This is a genomic window from Pseudomonas sp. PAMC 26793 (assembly GCF_000313235.1).
GTDB lineage: Bacteria > Pseudomonadota > Gammaproteobacteria > Pseudomonadales > Pseudomonadaceae > Aquipseudomonas > Aquipseudomonas yamanorum.
This window is the reverse complement of the sequence record NZ_AMXG01000058.1, coordinates 1-20,010: the sequence shown is the minus strand read 5'-3', so window position 1 is coordinate 20,010 and position 20,010 is coordinate 1. Positions and strand designations below refer to the sequence as shown.

Below are 20,010 nucleotides of genomic sequence, written 5' to 3'. Positions count from 1 at the left end.
TTTAATGTGAACGCTCTCCGGAGTGTCATCAAATAGACATCATTCTGTCGTGAAATGAAGGACCTGCCCAAGCAGGTCCTTTTTTTTCGACCCGAGAAAATCATGACCATGACCGAACAGCTGAATGCATTGGGCTCAATCCTGGCTCAAGGCAGTTTGCACAGCCTGTTCCAACCGATCATTTCTCTGTCCGAGCGGCGCGTGGTCGGTTACGAGGCCCTCAGTCGTGGCCCGTCCAACAGCCCGCTGCACTCCCCTATCGCGCTGTTCTCCGTGGCCCGCCACGCCGGGCGCCTCAGCGAGCTGGAGATGGTCTGCCGGGAAAGCGCCTGCCGACGGTTCAGCGAACAGAAACTACCGGGCAAGCTGTTCCTTAACGTCTCGCCCGAGTCCCTGCTGGAAACCGCGCACCAGCCCGGCCGTACCCTGCAACTGCTCAGCGATTTCGGCATTCCGCCCAGCCAGGTGGTGATCGAACTGACCGAGCAGACCCCGACCGACGATTTTCAACTGCTGCAAACCGCGCTGCATCACTATCGCGCCATGGGGTTTTCGATTGCCCTGGATGACCTGGGTGCCGGCTATTCCAGCCTGCGGCTGTGGTCGGAATTGCGTCCGGACTATGTGAAGATTGACCGGCACTTTATCGACGGCATTCACCAGGACGCCCTCAAGCGCGAGTTTGTCGGCTCCATCCTGCAAATCGCCAAGGCCTCCCGGGCCCAGGTGATCGCTGAAGGCATCGAGCTGCCGGAAGAGTTGGCGGTGCTCACGGAAATGGGCGTCGACCTGGTGCAGGGCTACCTGCTCTGCCGCCCCCAGGAACACCCGCCGCAGGAAGCACGATTGATGTTACCCAAGCCTGACAGCGCCAACGTCGCACTGAACGACGAAGGCAGCGACCTCAGCGCCCTGCTCAACGAACAACCGGCTGTGGGCCAGCACACCGCCACGGCGCAGGTGCTGGAAGCCTTCCGCCGCCAGGCCAACCTCAATTCCCTGGCGGTGCTGGATGAGCGTGGCCATCCAATAGGCATCGTGCACCGGCACTCGCTGTCGGACGCCCTGCTCAAGCCGTTCGCCACCGACCTGTTCGCCCGCAAGCCCATCAGCCGCTTGATGAGTGATGACTTCCTCGCGGTGGAACTGAGCCAGTCCTTGCAGCAAGTCAGCCGACTGCTCACCAGCCGCGCACGCCAGCGGATCGAGGAAGATTTCATCATCACCCTCAACGGCGATTACCTGGGGCTGGGGCGGGTGATCGACGTGCTCAAGCTGATTACCGAGCTGAAGATCCAGCAGGCACGCTATGCCAACCCGCTGACCTTGCTGCCGGGTAACGTACCGATCCAGCAGTGCCTGACGCGGTTGTTGCAGCAACAACGCGAGTCAGTGATCTGCTACGTGGATATCGACAGTTTCAAGCCATTCAACGATATCTACGGCTATGGCCGGGGCGATGAAGTGCTGCTGTGCCTGGCGCAATGCCTGAACGACCGGGTAGACCCCAGCCGCGACTTTGTCGGGCATATCGGCGGTGATGACTTTTTGCTGGTGCTGGGGCCGCAGGATTGGCGCAAGCGGCTTAACCAGTTGCTGGATGACTTCCACACTCAATGCCGGCGCTTCTATCGCAGCGAGCATCTGGACGCGGGCTGTTTCGTTGCACTGAACCGCCAGGGCGTGCGCCAGGAGTTTGCGCTGCTGTCGCTGTCCATCGGCGTGGTGCATTTGTATCCACAGGCCTGTGGACAACTCGATGCCAGCCAGTTGGCAGAACTGGCCTCGCAAGCCAAGCACCACGCGAAGAACGTGGCCGGCTATAGCATTCATGTGATCGATAGTCTGGAGTTGGGCCAGGCAGAACCGGAGCCGCTCTAGATCAGAGTTGTTCCAGACGGATCTGCGCCAACGGGTGCCCGGCCCGGGCGGCGATTTTCCACCAGCGTGCCGCTTCCAGCGGATCCGGCGCCTTGCCAAGGCTGCCCGCGAGGCTTAACACCCCAATCTGGTAGGCAGCCTTGCCATCTCCGGCCTGGGCCGCCAGCCGCAACAGCAGCACGCCCTCTTCACGGGCGCCAAGGCCCTTGCCGCGAAACGTCAGGATATGTCCGTAGAAACTCTGGGCCCCTACGTCCCCCAGATTTGCCATGCGTGCGAACTGGCCTTCAAGCCATTGCCAGCCACGCGGCTGTCGCATGAACCAGGACCAATGAAACAATTTGCGCGCCAGCCAATAACTGACATACGCCTTAAGCTTCCAAAACACTAAGCCTCCGCTGACTCGGGATAATCATACTCAAACACCCGCACCACTTCCGATGCATGCCACGACGCTGCGGCCACGCCATCGGACGGCCCGCAGAAACGTCCAAGACGCTCCACACATTCAAAGAAGCCGGTACGTGGCAGGCGGCTGGCGCCCTGGCTGATCACCAGGGAACTGCGCAGCGGCTGGTCGGCCTTGGCATCCAGCGCTGCCAGGTGTTCCAGCGCGGCCGTCAGGGTTTGCATCGCCGGCGTGGGAAATTGCAGGCGCTCCAGCAACGCGCGGTAGGTCAAGAGGTGGCGCTGTCGGCGCGCCTGGTCCAGTTCGTTGATTAACCCATCCCAATGCTGACGGCTGATGCGTACGCTCACGTTTCGTCCCTCCAACCTGCGACGCCCAATTCCCAAGCCAGACTGCGGCGGATGGCTGCGTCCGGCTGGCGCTCACCACTTTCGATCAAGCCCAGGTAAGACGGACTGATGCCCACCGTGCGCGCCAGAGCTTCGATGGCCAGGCCCTTGGCTTCGCGCAGGCTTCGCAGCTGCTCCAGGGGGCGCAGATCCGGTTCGGCAGTGGCTTGGCGAAGGTTCGAAGCAGGAGATGTCGGCTGCTGCTGACCGGCGGCTTTTAACAGCGCCTGATACTGAGCCCAAGGCAGAACCGCATATTCGGGTTCGCCATCCTTTGTAATTATCTGAATATCCATGACTGCCCCGTAGGATCACAACACTTACTTCGTAAGTACTTTCCTTAGGAGTGTAATCCTAACAGCCACAAAGAGCGCAGGGGGATATTCGCAAGGTTCAGTTTTTTTTCAGGTGTTCCTGCGTCAGCAACAGAGGCGTCGCTGGCAGGCGCTCAACCACCGCGAGCTTCTCGGGGGCCTGACGCTCGCGCCAGGCGCGAAAAGCGCTCAGTTCACCGTCCAGGGTCTTCATGACCCATGCCAGCACGGCAATGTCGTCGAGCATGCCAAATACCGGGATAAAGTCCGGGATCGCGTCAATCGGGCTCAGGAAGTACATCAGCCCCGCCACCACCGAAATCAGTGCCTTGGGGCTGATGGCCCGGTATTCGCCGCGCCAGTAGGCCAGGCACAAGGCCTGGAGCAGTTTGAGGTCGTCCTTGAGCTTGCCCAGCCGGTTGCCCTGGCTCGAGCCTTTGGCGGCCACCGCGAACAGCAACGTAGGCAAGCGCCCACGGCCCAGCAGGCGAGCAGCCATGGGCAGGAAGCGGGTGAAATTAAACGGCGCTTTCATCATCACTCCAGTTCCAGGCGATAGAAAAGGTTATCCACACAAATTGTGGATAACCTTGTGAACAGAGCCTATTTTCCAGGCTGAAAGCCACGTAATACAAGGGCTACAGTCAGATCGGGCGTTTTTTGCGCACATAAAAAAAACCCAAGAATTCATTGACTTGGAGATTATCTGCGTCTACCCGTGCTCGGGTCTTTTATCAGACTGCTCTAGCCCGCATGGGTTCGGTTGAATTTGGCCTGGATTCAGCTGATCGTTCCCACGCTCTGCGTGGGAATGCCGCCTGTGGCGCTCCGCGCTTGCTGTTAGCGCAAGGCTTGAGCAATGCGCAATGGTGACGCAGAGCGTCACGGAATGCATTCCCACGCAGAGCGTGGGAACGATCGCAGAGCGCGGGAACGATCGCACAGGCCAGATACAACAACGCCCCGTCGAGACGGGGCGTTGTGTGTTCAGGCGCTGATTACTTCTTGGCAGCAGGAGCCGCCGGTGCGTCAGGAGCGTCTGCCTTGGACGGGTCCTTGATGGCCAGCAGTTCCAGGTCGAATACCAGCACGGAGTTGGCTGGAATCGCCGGGCTCGGGCTCTGCGCGCCGTAGGCCAGGTCGGACGGGATGTACAACTCGACCTTCTCGCCAACGTGCATCAGTTGCAGGCCTTCGACCCAACCTGGAATCACGCCGCTGACCGGCAGGTCAATCGGGCTGCCGCGATCCACGGAGCTGTCGAAGGTGGTGCCGTTGGTGAGCTTGCCGGTGTAGTGAACAGTCACTACGTCGGTAGGCTTGGGTTGAGCACCGTCCGCTTTCTTCACGATCTTGTATTGCAGACCGGAAGCGGTGGTGACAACGCCGTCTTTCTTGGCGTTTTCTTCGAGGAATTTCTTGCCGGCGGTTGCCGACTCTTCGCTCATCTTGGCCATACGCTCTTCAGCACGTTTTTGCAGTGCGGCGAAGGCTTCGACCAGCTCGTCGTCTTTCAGCTTCTGTTCTTTCTTGCCGACGGCATCTTCGATGCCTTGGGCTACCGCTTTGGAGTCCAGGTCATCCATGCCTTCTTGAGCAAGGCTTTTGCCCATGTTCAGGCCGATACCGTAGGAAGCTTTTTGCGCCGGGGTTTTCAGCTCTACGCTGGTTTGCGAATCACAACCCGCAAGTACCAGGCTAACCAGGGCCACCGCCGCCGCCAACCGATGCTGTTTCATGCTATTTCCTTGTTCGTGTGCCAAAAGGGCATTCGAGTAAAGTCGCGAGCTTATCAGGCGGCCACGACCAATGGCTACCGGCATGTGAGCAGGAAACTTCTGATAAGTTCACGTGTTTAAAAGCATTTTCATTCAATCCAGGGCCCTGCGACGGACAGCAGCAGCGCTGGAACGAGACTCATGGCCACTTGCCGCACTGCTGGCCTGATGGCATAAGAACGCTACAACTCGACAAGGATAGTTATCTTGCGCATTTTTTCCCGTGTTTTGCTGATGATTTTCATACTGCTGGGCCTGGTCCTGGCGGTGGTGCTCTATTACGTGGTCAACCCGAAACTGCCAGTCTACGTGCCGGTGGAACAGGTGCATTACCAGGATCAATGGAGCGCCGCAGATCGCCAGACCTATTACTTCACGCCCCAGGGCACTCAGGTCAAGGGCCTGCGTTATGCCTGGTTTACCGCCTTGGAACTGCCGTTCTCCGAGCAGCGTTTCGCCACGCCCGAGTACCTGGCGCGCTTCGGCTTCCTGGTAGACCCCAAGCAGGTGCCCACCGCGCAAAACCCCGGCAACCTGCCGGTGGGTTTCGCCCGGCATAAAAACGCTGGCAGCAATGATGAGTTTCTCGACATCACCTGCGCCGCGTGCCACACCGGCCAGTTGAACTTCAAAGGCCAGGGCCTGCGTATCGACGGTGGCCCGGCGCAACATGTGCTGCCGTCCAGCGTACCGACCCTGCGCGGCGGCAGCTTCGGCCAGGCACTGGTCGCCAGCCTTGCCTCGACCTACTACAACCCGTGGAAATTCGAGCGCTTTGCCCGCACCGTGCTGGGCCATGACTACGACGACCAGAACGCCGCGCAACTGCGCCAGGACTTCAAGAAGTCCCTGAACAACTTCCTGAAAGTTGCCTGGAACGACACCCACCGTGGCCTCTACCCCACCGAAGAAGGCCCGGGTCGTACCGACGCCTTTGGCCGTATCGCCAACGCCAGCTTCGGCGACGCCATTTCCCCCGACAACTACCGCATCGCCAATGCACCGGTGGACTACCCGCAACTGTGGGACATCTGGACCTTCGACTGGGTGCAATGGAACGGCTCGGCCCAGCAACCCATGGCCCGCAATATCGGCGAAGCCCTGGGCGTTGGCGCCACCCTGGACTTCTTCGACAGCGCCGGCCAGCCGCTCCAGGGCGATGCACGCTACGCCTCTAGCGTGCGGGTGCGCGACCTGAATACCATCGAAGAAACCCTGCAACGGCTCAAGCCACCCACCTGGCCCGAAGACCTGTTCGGCGCGATCGACAAACCACTGGCCGCCCAGGGCCGCGCGCTATTCACCGAGAACTGCGCCGGCTGCCACGTACCGGCAGTTTCCCAAGTCGATGGCCGTCCGGTGCGCCAGTTGAACATGCTCCCGGTGGACGTCATCGGTACCGACCCTACTACCGCCAACAATATCGCTGACCACCGCTTCGACCTCAGCGCCCTGCAATGGGACCCGGCGGAGTTGGCGAAAATGAACGTCGAACTGCACCCCACCCCCACCGAGCCGCTGGACCTGCGCAGCCTCTCTTCAGCCAAAGGCCTGGCTTACATCACCGCCTTTGTCGAAGACCACGCCTACCGTGCCGCCGGCGTGACACCCGCCGAACGCCCGCGCCTGGACGGCTTCGGCCTGCCCATCGGCGTGCGCGAATTGCGTGCCTACAAGGCACGGCCACTGGCCGGGGTATGGGCGACACCGCCATTCCTGCACAACGGTTCGGTGCCGACGATCTACCAATTGCTCTCGCCCCAGGACGAGCGCAGCCCAACCTTCTATAAAGGCACTTTCGAATACGATCCGCGCCACCTGGGCTATCAAACCGCAGCGTTCCCCAACGCCTTCCTGTTCGATACGCGGATCACCGGCAACCACAACAGCGGCCACGAATTCCGTGCCGGCCAGCGTGGCAACGGGGTGATCGGCCGAGGCTTGCTGCCCCAGGAACGCTGGGCGCTGCTGGAATATTTGAAAGTGCTGGGTGGCCCTCTTGAACAGCAACTGCCCTGACCCAACCGACTTCGCAGAAAAGGATTTTTAAATGCTCGCTCGACTTTGGCTGCGCCTCGGCGCGTTTCTTGGCAAGACCCTGTTGTGGCTGGTAGGCCTGGGCCTGCTGGGCTGGTTGCTGTCCACCCTGTGGTTCGCCTGGCAACACAGCGGCCCGGTGTCACCGGATGAACAGATTCCACCGGGTGAAGCCGCCATGACCCAGGGCATCATCCAGACCGCGGTGCGCATCGTCGATCAACATCGCGAAGGCACGCGTTACCTGCGGGATGCGCATGCCAAGGCCCATGGTTGCGTGAAAGCCGAGGTCAGCGTGCTGCCGGACCTCGACCCGGCCTTGCGCCAGGGCGTGTTCGCCGAGCCGGGCAAGACCTGGCAGGCGATGATGCGTTTGTCCAACGGCAATGCGTATCCGCAGTTCGACAGCATCCGGGATGCCCGGGGCATGGCGATCAAGCTCTTGGACGTGCCGGGCAAGCAGTTGCTGGCGGATCAGCAGGCGCGCGGTGAGCAGGACTTTGTGATGTTCAGCCATCCGAACTTTTTCGTCAGTGATGTGGCGGAGTATGCGCAGAACATTTCGGCTCAGGCCGATGGCAAGAAGGTCCTGGCGTTCTTCCCCGGGGTGGATCCGCGCAGTTGGCAGGTGCGGCATTTGTTTATCGCCCTGGCGACGTTGGCGCCGCCGCCGGTGAGTCCTACGCAGACGACGTATTTCTCGGTGTCACCGTATAAGTTTGGGGCGGCGAATGCGAAGTTTCGGGTGGTGCCGGATCCCCAGGGGTGTCCTGCGTATGTGCTGCCCAAACAGAACCACGACCTGCCGAACTTTTTGCGCAGTGCGTTGAATCAGCAACTGTCGACGGACCGGGTGGCGGCGTGTTTTGTGTTGCAGATTCAGCGGCAGAATCCGCAGAAGTTTATGCCGATCGAGGACACCAGCGTTGAGTGGAAAGAGAGTGATGCGCCGTTTGAGACGGTGGCCAAGGTGGTGATTCCGGCGCAGGATTTTGATACGCCGGCGTTGAACCTGGCTTGTGATAATCAGTCGTTTAATCCGTGGTTTGGGGTGGAGGCGCATCGGCCGATTGGGGGGATTAATCGGTTGCGTAAGGCGGTGTATGAGGCGGTCAGTGATTATCGGCATAGCCGGAATTTGTAGCTCTGCGGTGTGGGGGGCATATCCGTTGCTGCGGTTGTGGCCGCTATTGGTTCCGCTCTTACAGCGGCTCACTTTTGAAAAGCGCAAAAGTAAGCAAAACGCTCATGCCCCACCACTCGGCTCCTCGCCTAGGCTCGGAGTGCCCTCACTCCGGCTTTGGACCGTGGGCCGCCGCGATGGGCCATCCTTGGCCCAGCGCGGCTAACCCGGCGTCCTGCCGGGTTACCCACGCTCCAAAGCCTGCGTTCGGCCAGCGTGGTTTAACGGGGCGCCTAAGATCAAGATCAAAAGCAAGAGCACAGCGGCCTACCGGCCGGCTTGAGTGTTTTAGAGCAACAGCACAATCAAAAGCTAAAGCGGGCACGGTCCAAATGTGGGAGCTGGCTTCTAACACTCAAGCCGGCCGGGGCCGCTGGTCTCTTTTGGCCTGCGATGGCATCAACTGGGTCTGCCTGATACACCGAGTTGTCTGCATCGCAGGCAAGCCAGCTCCCACAGAAAAGCAGAGCTGCATCAACTTCAGATTTGGCTTTCGCTCTGGCTTGTGATCTGGCTTCTAACACTCAAGCCGGCCGGTAGGCCGCTGTGCTCTTGCTTTTGATCTTGATCTGACTGCCCCAATAAGCCCGAGGCCGAACGCAGGCAGTGCGGCGCGGCGGCCCGCTTCGCGGTGCCGGAGTGAGGGAACACCGAGCCCCAGCGAGGTGCCGACAGGCGGGGCAGAGCGTTTTGGTTACTTTGCCGCTTTTGTAAAGTGACTCGCTGTAAGAGCGAAACCATAAGTAGCCGTTACCTAAAAAACGGATATACACACAACAACCACGTAAAGATTCCGTATAGATTCAACCCCAGCCATAACGTTTACGTCGTCTCTATTGAGCAACTAATCCCCCCTCCACTACTGTGAACTCCACACCAATCACCCCCGTAGGAAGTCATCGTGGAAAGTTCAACTTTAGGCATGATCGTCCTCTCAATGATCGCCCTGTTCGGCGCCGCCGCCTTTTGCTTCGAACAACTCGCCACCCGTGATTCAAAGAAAAAGAAAGCCAAATAAGCTGATCATCAAAAGCAGCAGAACCCCAGTGTTTCAAGGGATACCCCACCCCCGGGCTATCCCTTTTTTTCGTTCGCCCACCCTAGCCCCCTCTATACACCGTCTTAATACCCGCCCCGGTAATCAGTGCCCGAACTTGATACCCAACCTCTTAACCTCCCCGCGTCCGCAATCGCGGCTTATTAATCAGGGGAGTTCCACCGTGCTCACACTCAAGTTCATCTATATCGCCAGCGGCTTATGCGCCGTCGGGCTGTTCGCTTATCTGGGCTACGCCCTCATTCGCGCCGAAAAGTTCTAGGGAGCCCACCATGTACGACGTGATTTTTGTAGGCCTCTCCCTGGTGTTTTTCGCCACGACAGCCATGGCCATTGTCGCCATGGGCAAGATTTGAACGGAGCCTCGACATGCTAAGCACTTTGCTGGAATTTGCGCTGGTCCTGGGGTTGATGACCGGGCTCGCCGTGCTGATGGGCAAGTGGCTGACCCGGGTCTTTACCGGAACCCGCCACGCCCTGCCGGAACGTTATACCTATCGCCTGCTGGGCATCGACCCGCTGGAAACCATGGGCTGGGCCCGCTACGGTTCGGCCCTGCTGCTGTCGAACGCGGCGATGATGCTGCTCGGCTATATCATCCTGCGGCTGCAAGCCGTCATGCCGATCAACCCACTCGGGCTGGCCGCGCAAACCCCGGACCTCGCGTTCAATACCGCCGCGTCCTTTATCACCAACACCAACTGGCAGGCGTACTCGGGCGAAACCAGCCTGTCGAACTTCAGCCAGATGGCGGTGATTACATTTCTGATGTTTGTCGGCGCCACCTCGGGCGTGGTCACCGCAGCGGGTTTTATCCGTGGCTTGAGCCGCTCAAGCTCGGCGGATATCGGCAACTTCTGGGTCGACTTCACCCGCACCCTGTACCGCGTGATGCTGCCGCTGTGCGTGGGCATGGCCCTGGTGTATGTGTGGCAAGGCATGCCCCAGACCTTTGCCTCCCAGGCCCTGGCCACAACCCTTGAAGGCGCGCAGCAACAGTTGATTGTCGGCGCGGTGGCGAGCTTTGAATCGATCAAGCATATCGGCACCAACGGCGGCGGTTTCTTCAGCATGAACGCCGCGCACCCGTTCGAAAACCCGACCCCGCTGACCAACACCCTGCACATCCTCAGCATGTTGCTGATCCCGTCGGCGCTGACTTACACCTTCGGCAGCATGCTGCTGCAACGCCGTCAGGGCTGGGTGTTTTTCGGCACCTTCCTGGTGATGTTCATCGGCTTTCTCGCACTGGTGTATGGCGCAGAGCAAAACGGCAACCCGCTGCTGACCCAGGCCGGTGCCAACCAGACGCTGTCCATCGAACAAAGCGGCGGCAATATGGAAGGCAAGGAACTGCGTTTCGGCATCGCCGACAGCAGCCTGTTTATCGCCACCACCACCGCGGCCACCACCGGTTCGGTCAACGCGATGCATGACTCATTGACCCCCATGGGCGGCTTCGTGCCCCTGGCGCAGATGATGCTCAACTGCGTGTTCGGCGGCGACGGTGTGGGCTTTATCAACCTGATCCAGTACGCGCTGCTGACGGTGTTCCTGGTGGGCATGATGATCGGCCGCAGCCCGGAATTTCTCGGCAAGAAGATCGAGGCCCGGGAGATAAAACTGGTAATGCTCTCGGTGCTCGCGCACCCCATCAGCATCCTCGGTTTCACCGCCCTCGCCGCCCTGTGGCCCGACACCATGGCCAGCCTGAATAACCTCGGCCCCCACGGGTTCAGCGAGGTGCTCTACGCCTACACCTCGGGCACCGCCAACAACGGTTCGGCATTCGCCGGGCTGAATGCCAACACGCCGTTTTTCAACACCACCATTGGCCTCGCGATGCTGGTCGGGCGCTTCTTCACCATGCTGCCGATGCTCGCCGTGGCCGGTTCCCTGGCGATGAAAAAGACCGTGCCTGCCGGCGCCGGTACCATCCCCACCGCAACCCCGCTGTTCATGGTGCTGGTGGTGTTTGTGGTGCTGGTGGTGGGTGGCCTGACTTTCCTGCCGGCCCTCGCGCTCGGCCCGCTGGTGGAGCAACTGCAGTTGCTGTCCGGCCAGACGTACAACTAAGGACACGTTGATGACGACTCAATCGATATTCAAAGGGCTGTTGCGCCCGGTGCTGGTTTCGGCCGTGTTTTTCATGGCCCTGACCGGCCTCGCCTACCCGATCTTCACCACCTTTGCCGCGCAGTTGCTGTTCCCGTTCCAAGCCCAGGGTTCGCTGATTGAACGCGACGGCCTGGTGATCGGCTCGGCGTTGATCGGCCAGGACTTCACCCAGCCCGGGTACTTCCATGGCCGCCCGAGCATGACCCTCGGCGCAGACCCGCAAGACCCGAGCAAAAGCGTGTCGCAGCCTTACAACGCCGGCTCCAGCGGCGCCAGCAACCTGGGTCCTACCAGCCAGAAACTGGTAGACCAGGTTGCAGCCCGAGTTAAAGCCTACCGCCAGGACAACGGCCTCGCCGCCGATGCCCAGGTGCCGGTGGATGCGGTCACCGCTTCCGCCTCCGGCCTGGACCCGCATATCTCCGTGGCCAACGCGCGCATCCAACTGGCCCGGGTCGCCCGCCTGCGGCAGATCCCCGAAACCGAACTGCTGCAACTGGTGAACGAAAACACCGCCGCCCGCACCCTCGGTTTGCTTGGCGAACCACGAGTCAATGTGCTGCAACTCAACCTCGCGCTGGACGCCCGCCTGCCTGTGCGCCAGCCCCCCATTGCGGCCAGTGAGTAAGAGATTCCCCCATGATCAAGAATGCTCGTTTACCTCTGTTTGACCGCGCCATCGTGCTCACCGCCTGCGGGGACGCGTTCAAGAAACTGCTGCCCCAGGCGCAGTGGAAAAACCCGGTTATGTTCGTGGTGTACCTGGGCAGCCTCCTCACCACGCTGCTGTGGTTCCAGTCCCTCGGCGGCCAGGGTGAAGCCCCCAGCGGGTTTATCCTCAGCATCAGCTTGTGGCTGTGGTTCACCGTGCTGTTCGCCAACTTCGCCGAGGCCCTGGCCGAGGGTCGCAGCCGCGCCCAGGCCGCCAGCCTGCGGGGGATGAAACGCCAGACCCTGGCCAAGCTGCTGCAGCAACCCAAGCACGGCGCGGCGTGGCTGCCGACCGAAGCGACGCTGTTGCGCAAGGACCAGGTGGTGCTGATCGAAGCCGGCGACCTGGTGCCGCTCGATGGCGTAGTGATCGAAGGCGTGGCCTCGGTGGATGAAAGCGCAATCACCGGTGAATCGGCACCGGTGATCCGCGAAGCCGGCGGCGACTTTTCCTCGGTCACCGGCGGCACGCGGGTGCTCTCGGACTGGCTGGTGGTGCGCATCAGCGTCAACCCGGGGGAGTCGTTCCTCGACCGTATGATTTCCATGGTGGAATCCGCCAAGCGCCAGAAGACGCCCAACGAAGTCGCCCTGACGATTTTGCTGGTGGGCCTGACCCTGTTGTTCCTGCTGGTGATCGCCACGCTGAGCCCGTACTCGATCTTCGCCGTGGCCATGAGTGGCAGCGGTAGCGTGGTCAGCGCCACGGTATTGGTGGCACTGCTGGTGTGCCTGATCCCCACCACCATCGGCGGCCTGCTCTCGGCCATCGGCGTGGCGGGCATGAGCCGCATGATGTCGGCCAATGTGATCGCCACCTCTGGCCGTGCCGTAGAGGCGGCCGGTGACATCGACGTGTTGCTGCTGGACAAGACCGGCACCATCACCCTGGGCAATCGCCAGGCCAGCAGCTTCCTGCCGGCACCAGGGGTCAAGGAAGCCGAGTTGGCCGATGCAGCGCAACTCGCGTCCCTGGCCGACGAAACCCCGGAAGGCCGCAGCATTGTGGTGCTGGCCAAGCAGAAGTTCGACATCCGTGCGCGGGACATCAACGCCCTCGGCGCAAGCTTTGTGCACTTCACTGCACAGACCCGCATGAGCGGCGTCGACCTGCCCGAAGGCCGAGGTATTCGCAAGGGCGCAGCGGATGCCATCCGCAGTCATATCGAAGCATTGGGTGGAGGTTTTCCGGCGGCCTTGCAAGCCAAGGTCGACGAAGTATCGCGACGCGGCAGTACCCCGCTGGTGGTCTCGGACGGTGCGAAAGCACTCGGCGTGGTGGAGCTCAAGGACGTGGTCAAGGGCGGCATCAAGGAGCGCTTCGCCGAACTGCGGCGCATGGGCATCAAGACCGTGATGATCACCGGCGACAACCGCTTGACCGCCGCCGCGATTGCCGTGGAAGCCGGCGTGGATGACTTTCTCGCCGAGGCCCGCCCGGAAGACAAGCTGCAACTGATCCGCGACTACCAGGCCCAGGGCAAGCTCGTGGCCATGACCGGCGACGGCACCAACGACGCCCCGGCCCTGGCCCAGGCCGACGTGGCGGTGGCGATGAACAGCGGCACCCAGGCGGCGAAAGAGGCCGGCAACATGGTCGACCTCGACAGCAACCCGACCAAGCTGATCGAAGTGGTCGAGGTGGGCAAGCAGATGCTGATGACCCGTGGCGCGCTGACCACCTTCAGCGTGGCGAATGACGTGGCGAAGTATTTCGCGATCATCCCGGCGGCGTTTGTCGCGACCTATCCGCAGCTCGGCGCGCTGAACGTGATGCACCTGACCAGCCCCAACTCGGCGATTCTCAGCGCGGTGATTTTCAACGCGTTGATCATTGTGGCGCTGATTCCGCTGGCACTGCGCGGCGTGGCGTACCGGGCGATTGGCGCGGCGGCGTTGCTCAATCGCAACCTGCTGATCTATGGCCTGGGCGGGGTGCTGGTGCCGTTTGCCGGGATCAAGCTGATTGACATGGTGCTGACCGGGTTAGGCCTCGTGTAGCCCCGCAAATCCAATGTGGGAGCGGGCTTGCTCGCGAATGCGCAGTGTCAGCCAACTCATCTGTCACTGATACACCGCTTTCGCGAGCAAGCCCGCTCCCACAATTGAACCGCATTGACCAGGAATGACATGCCCGCATTAAACGAAGAACGCCCCGACCCCGACGCCCTCCTCGCCCGGGTCCAGCAGGAAGAACAGGCCGCCTTGCGCGGCAAATTGCGTATCTACTTCGGCTCCAACGCCGGGGTGGGCAAGACCTGCGCCATGCTCGACGCGGCGCAACGGGAAGTCAGCCTGGGGCGCGACGTACTCGCCGGCGTGGTGGAAACCCACGGCCGCCAGGAAACCGCGGACCTGCTCAACGGCCTCGAACAACTGCCCCGGGCCCACCGTCTTCACCGCGACTTTGCCCTCACCGAATTCGACCTCGACGCCGCCCTGCAACGCCATCCCGCCGTGCTGCTGGTGGATGAACTGGCCCACAGCAATGTGCCCGGCTCACGCCACCCGAAACGTTGGCAAGACGTGGAAGAACTGCTCAGCGCCGGCATCGATGTGTGGACCACCCTCAACGTCCAGCACCTGGAAAGCCTTAACGATCTGGTGAGTGGGATCATCGGCATTCGCGTGCGGGAAACCGTACCGGACCACGTGTTCGACAACGCCCACGAAGTGGTCGTGGTGGACCTGCCGCCGGATGATCTGCTGCAACGCTTGAAGGACGGCAAGGTGTACCTGGGTCCCCAAGCCGAGCGCGCTTCGCGGCACTTTTTTCGCAAGGGCAACCTGTTGGCCCTGCGGGAACTGGCCCTGCGCCGCACCGCCGACCGAGTCGACACGCAAATGCGCGTGTACCGCCGCGAACAGTCGATCAAGACCCTGTGGCCCGCCCGCGAGCGCTTGCTGGTAGGCGTGGCCGGTGACGCCGGTGATGAGCGCCTGGTACGTGAAGCCGCGCGCCTGGCGCAAAAGCTCGAGGCGGACTGGATCGTGGTGCACGTCGCCTCCGCTCAGGGCCGCGGCGCCAAGCGTTATCTCACGGCGATGAAAACCCTGGCCCTGGCCAGCGAATTTGGCGCCGACACCGCAACATTGCCGGGCATGGACGTCGCCGAAGCACTGGCCGCCTGCGCCCGGGAACACAACGCCAATCGCCTGGTACTCGGCCATCATCCACGCCGGGCATGGCGGTTCTGGCACCAGTCGGTGGGCGACCGGATCAGCCGCCACCATCCGCAGATCGACCAGATCGTGATCGCCCATGGCGTACTGCCGGGTACTGTCCCGGTCATTGAAAAAACCGCGCCCGCCCCCGGCCGGACCCTCGCCTACCTCTGGGCCACCCTCGCCTGTTTCACCGCCAGCGCCATCGCCGCGCTGCTGCTTCAGGTGTTCGACCTGGCCAACGTGGTGATGCTGTTCCTGCTCACCGTGGTGCTGGTGGCCCTGAGGTTTGGACGCGGCCCCGGCGTGTGGGCGGCGATGCTGGCGGTGCTGTGTTTCGACTTCTTTTTCGTCCAGCCGCGCTACTCGTTTACCGTCAACGACACCCAGTATTTCTTCACCTTCGCGTTGATGCTCGGCATCGCCCTGATCACCGGGCAACTCACCGCGCGCCTGCGCCACGAAGCGCGCACCGCCGCCGCGCGAGAACGCCGCGCCACGTCCCTGGCACGCCTGGCCCGGGATCTGTCGGCTGCCTTGACCGTGGAGCAGATCAGCGAAGTGGCGCTGCGCACCTTCAGCGGCGTGTTCGAGGCACGGGTCGGCCTGGCCTTGCCGGACGCCGCCGACGGCGTGCACAGCGTGGGCGCAGGCGGGCTGCCGATCGACGACAGCATCGCCCAATGGACCTACGACCACGGCCAATCCGCCGGCCAGGGCACCGACACCTTGTCCGCCGCCAAGGGGTGCTATCTGCCGCTCAAGGCGCCCATGCGGGTGCGCGGTGTGCTGGTGCTGGAACTGGCGCAAAGCGAACGCCTCAACGAGCCCGAAGAACGTCGCCTGCTGGAAGCCTGCATGAGCCAGTTGGCGATTGCCCTGGAGCGCGTGCACTTCGTCGAAGTGGCGCAAAGCACGTTGGTGCAGATGGAAGGCGAGAAGATGCGCAACACCTTGCTCGCGGCGATTTCCCACGACTTGCGCACGCCCTTGACCACCCTAATCGGCGCCGCCGACACCGCCCTGCCCCATGCACCGCCAGGGCCGCTGACCGAGTTGCTGCACGGCATCCATGAGCAGGCGACCTCAATGCAACGCCTGATCGAAAACCTGCTGGACATGGCCCGCATGCAAGAGCGCGGCGTAAGGCTCAACCGGCAATGGCATTTGCTGGAGGAAATCGTCGGCAGCGCGCTGCGCCAGTTGCGTGAACCACTGGCCCGGCATGTGCTGCATACGACGCTGGACCCGCAATTACCGCTGGTGGAAGTCGATGCGCTGCTGATCGAACGAGTGCTGGTCAACCTGCTGGATAACGCTGCCAAGTACACCCCGCCGGGCACGGTCATTACCGTGGCCGCCCGCGCGGTTTCCGACAGCATCCTGCTGGAAGTCAGCGACACCGGCCCGGGCAGCGCGCCGGCCAATCTGTTCGAACCGTTTGCCCGTGGCCAGCAGGAATCCTCGGTCGCTGGAATCGGCCTGGGGCTGGCCCTGGCCAAACGCATCGTCGAAGCCCACGGCGGGCGCATCGAAGCCATGCCCGGCAGAGAGCGCGGCATGCATTTCGTCATCACTTTACCGGCGGGTACTCCGCCCCCAATGGACGCCCTATGAGCACTGCACGCATTCTGATTGTTGAAGACGAGGCCAATATCCGCCGTTTTGTCGGCATCGCCCTGCAGGACGAGGGCTTCCAGGTGTTCGAGGCCGACAGCGTCAAGCGCGCGTTGATCCATGCCTCCAGCCGCCAGCCGGACCTGGTGATCGTCGACCTCGGCCTGCCGGACGGCGACGGCAAACAGTTGATCAGCGAACTGCGGGGATGGCTGGCGGTGCCGATCCTGGTGTTGTCGGCGCGGGATCGCGAAGAGGAAAAAGTCGCCGCCCTGGACGCCGGCGCCGATGACTACCTGACCAAACCCTTCGGCGTGCCCGAGTTGCTGGCGCGCATCCGGGCGCAACTGCGTCGGCACGGGCAAACCGGCACCGTGGCGGCCACCAGCAAGGTGGCGTTTGGCGAGATTGAGGTGGACCTGGCGACCCATGAAGTGTGGCGCCAAGGCCTGCCCGTGCACCTGACGCCCATCGAATACCGCCTGCTGTGCGCAATGATTCGCGGGCAGAGCCGGGTGCTCACCCATCGGCAGTTATTGCTTGAAGTGTGGGGGCTGGACTACGTGGACCGCGCCCACTACCTGCGGGTGCATATGGCACATCTACGACAGAAGCTGGAGGCGGACCCGGCCCAGCCGCAGTACTTCATTACCGAGTTGCAGGTGGGCTACCGACTGGTGGGCTTGTGAACAGATGCGCGGCGGCGAAATCGACAAACACACGGATCTTCGGCGAGAGGTGCCGGCTGGAAGGCCACAGGGCCCAGAACTGGCCCTGGTCGTCGGAATGGTCGTCGAGCACGGTTTCCAGCTGGCCCTCGGCGAGTGCTTCGCGGGCCAGGAAGTCCGGCACGTAGGCAATGCCATGGCCGTCCATCGCAGCCCGGAGCATGCCTTCCATATTGTTCAAAGTCAGGGCGGTGGGCAGGCGCAATTGGGTGATGGCCGGGTTGGCGGATAAGGTCCAGTCCATGACTTTTCCGGTGGTGGCGAAGCGGTAACGCAAACACGGGTGATGCTCCAGGTCGCTCAGGGACTCTGGCCGCCCGTTGGCCCGCAGGTACTCGGGTGAGGCACACAGCACAAACCTGAACGGCCCCAGCTTGCGGGCCATCAGGGTTGAATCCGCCAGGCCGCCGCTGCGGATGACCACGTCGAAGCCCTCTTCGATCACGTCCACCAGATGGTCGTTGAAATCCAGTTCCAGCTCGATCTCCGGGTAGGCTTTGCGGAACGCCATCATGTGTGGAAAGAGAAAGCGATAACCGATGGTGGGCAGGCTGACCCGCAGTTTGCCCCGGGGTGCCTGCATCGCATGGGAAAGCATGGCGCGGGCGTCTTGCAGGTCGTCGAGAATTTTCCGACTGCGCTCGTAGAACAGTTGCCCTTCGGCGGTGAGGCTGACCTTCCGTGTGCTGCGGTGCAACAGCCGCACATTCAGTGACGCCTCAAGCTTGGCGACATTCTTACCCACCGCCGAGGCGGAAATCCCCATCGCCCGGGCTGCACCGGTGAAGCTCAGGGCCTCTGCCGTTTTCACGAAGGCAATCACGCCGCTCAAGTTATCGGTCACGTCATTACATCCATTCAGTCCGTTATGAACGGAATGTAAGCCCGTTTATCCACGATTGCATCCTGATTAGAGTCTTTCAACCTTCAGACCTGCGGGAATGCCCCATGAACACGACAACCGAACCTGTGCCCGCCCATGGCCGACATTCCATCCTGGCCGCGATTTGCCTGGCGGCCCTGGTATTGCCCATGAGCTTCACCGGCGGTGCCGTCGCCACGCCTTTTATCGGCCAGGCATTTGCCGCCCAGCCAAGCCAGCTGGCGTGGATCACCAATGCGTTCATGCTGAGCTTCGGCAGCCTGTTGATGGCCGCCGGCACCCTCGCCGACCTGTATGGGAGAAAGCGTCTGTTCTTGTGGGGCATGGCGCTGTTTACCCTGGTCTCCTTGCTGCTGGCAGTGGCACCGGGGATTTTCTGGCTGGATGTGTTGCGTGGTGTGCAGGGCGTCGCGGCAGCCACCGCGTTGGCCAGTGGCTGTGCGGCGCTGGCCCAGGAGTTTGACGGCCATGCTCGCACCCGCGCCTTCAGCTTGCTCGGTACAACGTTTGGTGCAGGCCTGGCGTTTGGGCCATTGCTATCGGGGGTGCTGATCGAACACTGGGGCTGGCGCTCGATTTTTCTCGGCACCGCGCTATTGGCCGGTATTTCGCTGCTGTCTGCCGCGCCCAAAATGCGTGAAAGCCGCGACCCGCAAGCGCTGAGGCTGGACACCGCTGGTGTACTGACGTTTTCCGCGATGCTGGTGGCCCTGACCACGGCGGTGATCCTCGCGCCGGAGCACGGCTGGACGTCGCCGCTGGTTGATGCCCTGCTGATCGCGGCGGCGGTGTTTTTGCTGGTGTTTATCCTCGTCGAAAACCGCTCCAACCAACCAATGCTGGAGCTGCGGCTGTTTCGCTTCCCGCGTTTTATTGGCGTGCAGCTCCTGCCGATCGGTACCTGTTACTGCTACATCGTGCTGATCGTGTTGCTACCCCTGCGGTTTATCGGCGTGGAAGGCGCCAGTGCGCTGGGCGCGGGTTTGATGATGCTCGCGTTGTCGGCACCGATGCTGGTGGTGCCGATGATCGCCGCATCGCTCACGCGCTGGCTGTCGGCCGGTGTGTTGTGTGCCATTGGCTTGCTGATCGCAGCGGCGGGCCTGTGGGGATTAAGCCAGGCCGATCAGCCTGCGCAGACCATCGCCGCGATGCTGGTCATCGGAATCGGCACCGGGCTGCCGTGGGGCTTGATGGATGGCTTGGCGATCAGCGTGGTCCCCAAGGAGCGCGCGGGAATGGCGGCGGGGATTTTCAATACCACCCGCGTGGCCAGTGAAGGGGTGGCGCTGGCGGTCACGATGGCTGTGCTGGGGGCATTGGTGGCGCATCACCTGAAGGGGCGCGCAGGGGCCGACGTTTCAGTGATTGCCCAAGGCCTGGTCATGGGCAACGTGCAACTGGCTTCAGCTGCCCTACCGCTGGAAGCACTGCGTAGCGCCTACATCGCGGCGTTCAATACGTTGCTGCAACTGCTCGCGGGATTCACCGTGCTGACGGCGATCGTAGTCCTGGCCTTCATGGGGCGAAACAGCATTGCGCCCGTACAAACCGAACCGGGCATTCAATCGCTGAGCTGAATCCCAGGCACAAAAAAAGCCCGCTCAATGAGCGGGCTTTCCGTGGTACCTGGCGTTCAGCGTTCCAGGTGACCGAATATGGCGCAGCGGACGGGACTCGAACCCGCGACCCCCGGCGTGACAGGCCGGTATTCTAACCGACTGAACTACCGCTGCGCGT

At 62.0% G+C, this 20,010-nt stretch carries 16 protein-coding genes and 1 tRNA gene; 10 read left to right on the top strand and 7 right to left on the bottom strand.

Annotated features, from left to right (window positions below):
* Nucleotides 1-102: 102 nt before the first annotated feature.
* Complete coding sequence (locus D109_RS0130600) at nucleotides 103-1,881, top strand: bifunctional diguanylate cyclase/phosphodiesterase (protein ID WP_085988748.1); 1,779 nt, start codon at nucleotides 103-105, stop codon at nucleotides 1,879-1,881.
* Nucleotide 1,882: 1 nt separating this feature from the next.
* Here D109_RS0130600 and D109_RS0130595 read toward each other — a convergent pair whose 3' ends face one another.
* The 5 genes from D109_RS0130595 to D109_RS0130570 all read right to left on the bottom strand — a co-directional run bounded on the left by D109_RS0130595 (nucleotide 1,883) and on the right by D109_RS0130570 (nucleotide 4,732).
* On the bottom strand, nucleotides 1,883-2,269 hold the full coding sequence (locus D109_RS0130595; protein ID WP_017480262.1) for a sel1 repeat family protein: 387 nt from the start codon (nucleotides 2,267-2,269) through the stop codon (nucleotides 1,883-1,885).
* Complete coding sequence (locus D109_RS0130590) at nucleotides 2,269-2,640, bottom strand: hypothetical protein (protein WP_010166435.1); 372 nt, start codon at nucleotides 2,638-2,640, stop codon at nucleotides 2,269-2,271. Before D109_RS0130590 ends, D109_RS0130595 begins: the two co-directional genes overlap by 1 nt.
* A complete protein-coding gene (locus D109_RS0130585; RefSeq protein ID WP_017480261.1) occupies nucleotides 2,637-2,975 on the bottom strand; it encodes a helix-turn-helix transcriptional regulator in 339 nt (112 codons plus the stop codon). Before D109_RS0130585 ends, D109_RS0130590 begins: the two co-directional genes overlap by 4 nt.
* Nucleotides 2,976-3,072: 97 nt before the next feature.
* Nucleotides 3,073-3,528, bottom strand: a complete 456-nt coding sequence (locus tag D109_RS0130580; RefSeq protein WP_026078323.1) for a YkvA family protein — start codon at nucleotides 3,526-3,528, stop codon at nucleotides 3,073-3,075.
* A 463-nt stretch (nucleotides 3,529-3,991) separates the two neighbouring features.
* Nucleotides 3,992-4,732 carry an FKBP-type peptidyl-prolyl cis-trans isomerase gene (locus D109_RS0130570; protein ID WP_003211122.1) on the bottom strand — a complete coding sequence of 247 codons (741 nt, stop codon included), beginning with the start codon at nucleotides 4,730-4,732 and terminating at the stop codon, nucleotides 3,992-3,994.
* Nucleotides 4,733-4,978: 246 nt separating this feature from the next.
* Here D109_RS0130570 and D109_RS0130565 point away from each other — a divergent pair, with 246 nt between their 5' ends.
* From D109_RS0130565 to D109_RS0130520, 8 genes are all read left to right on the top strand, one after another.
* A complete protein-coding gene (locus tag D109_RS0130565; protein WP_017480258.1) occupies nucleotides 4,979-6,790 on the top strand; it encodes a di-heme-cytochrome C peroxidase in 1,812 nt (603 codons plus the stop codon).
* 31 nt (nucleotides 6,791-6,821) lie between these two features.
* Complete coding sequence (locus D109_RS0130560) at nucleotides 6,822-7,952, top strand: catalase family protein (protein ID WP_017480257.1); 1,131 nt, start codon at nucleotides 6,822-6,824, stop codon at nucleotides 7,950-7,952.
* Between the two features lie 1,259 nt (nucleotides 7,953-9,211).
* Nucleotides 9,212-9,310 carry a K(+)-transporting ATPase subunit F gene (kdpF, locus tag D109_RS0130550; RefSeq protein ID WP_003219423.1) on the top strand — a complete coding sequence of 33 codons (99 nt, stop codon included), beginning with the start codon at nucleotides 9,212-9,214 and terminating at the stop codon, nucleotides 9,308-9,310.
* Between the two features lie 107 nt (nucleotides 9,311-9,417).
* Nucleotides 9,418-11,124, top strand: coding sequence for a potassium-transporting ATPase subunit KdpA (gene kdpA, locus D109_RS0130540; protein WP_017480255.1), 1,707 nt, complete (start codon nucleotides 9,418-9,420; stop codon nucleotides 11,122-11,124).
* Nucleotides 11,125-11,134: 10 nt separating this feature from the next.
* On the top strand, nucleotides 11,135-11,794 hold the full coding sequence (gene kdpC, locus D109_RS0130535; protein ID WP_017480254.1) for a K(+)-transporting ATPase subunit C: 660 nt from the start codon (nucleotides 11,135-11,137) through the stop codon (nucleotides 11,792-11,794).
* Between the two features lie 11 nt (nucleotides 11,795-11,805).
* Complete coding sequence (gene kdpB, locus D109_RS0130530; protein WP_017480253.1) at nucleotides 11,806-13,878, top strand: potassium-transporting ATPase subunit KdpB; 2,073 nt, start codon at nucleotides 11,806-11,808, stop codon at nucleotides 13,876-13,878.
* 129 nt (nucleotides 13,879-14,007) lie between these two features.
* The gene (locus D109_RS0130525; RefSeq protein ID WP_017480252.1) at nucleotides 14,008-16,659 is read left to right on the top strand and encodes a sensor histidine kinase KdpD; all 2,652 of its coding nucleotides are present in this window, start codon (nucleotides 14,008-14,010) and stop codon (nucleotides 16,657-16,659) included.
* Complete coding sequence (locus D109_RS0130520) at nucleotides 16,656-17,348, top strand: response regulator (RefSeq protein WP_010166411.1); 693 nt, start codon at nucleotides 16,656-16,658, stop codon at nucleotides 17,346-17,348. Before D109_RS0130525 ends, D109_RS0130520 begins: the two co-directional genes overlap by 4 nt.
* Here the strand turns inward: D109_RS0130520 and D109_RS0130515 are convergent.
* Entirely contained in the window at nucleotides 17,308-18,231 is a 924-nt protein-coding gene (locus D109_RS0130515) for a LysR family transcriptional regulator (protein ID WP_017480251.1), read from the bottom strand. The two genes, D109_RS0130520 and D109_RS0130515, sit on opposite strands and share 41 nt — an antisense overlap.
* A 104-nt stretch (nucleotides 18,232-18,335) precedes the next feature.
* Between D109_RS0130515 and D109_RS0130510 the strand changes: the two genes are divergently transcribed.
* Nucleotides 18,336-19,850, top strand: a complete 1,515-nt coding sequence (locus tag D109_RS0130510; protein ID WP_017480250.1) for an MFS transporter — start codon at nucleotides 18,336-18,338, stop codon at nucleotides 19,848-19,850.
* A gap of 79 nt (nucleotides 19,851-19,929) precedes the next feature.
* Here the strand turns inward: D109_RS0130510 and D109_RS0130505 are convergent.
* A tRNA-Asp gene (locus tag D109_RS0130505) sits at nucleotides 19,930-20,006 on the bottom strand.
* Nucleotides 20,007-20,010: the final 4 nt, after the last annotated feature.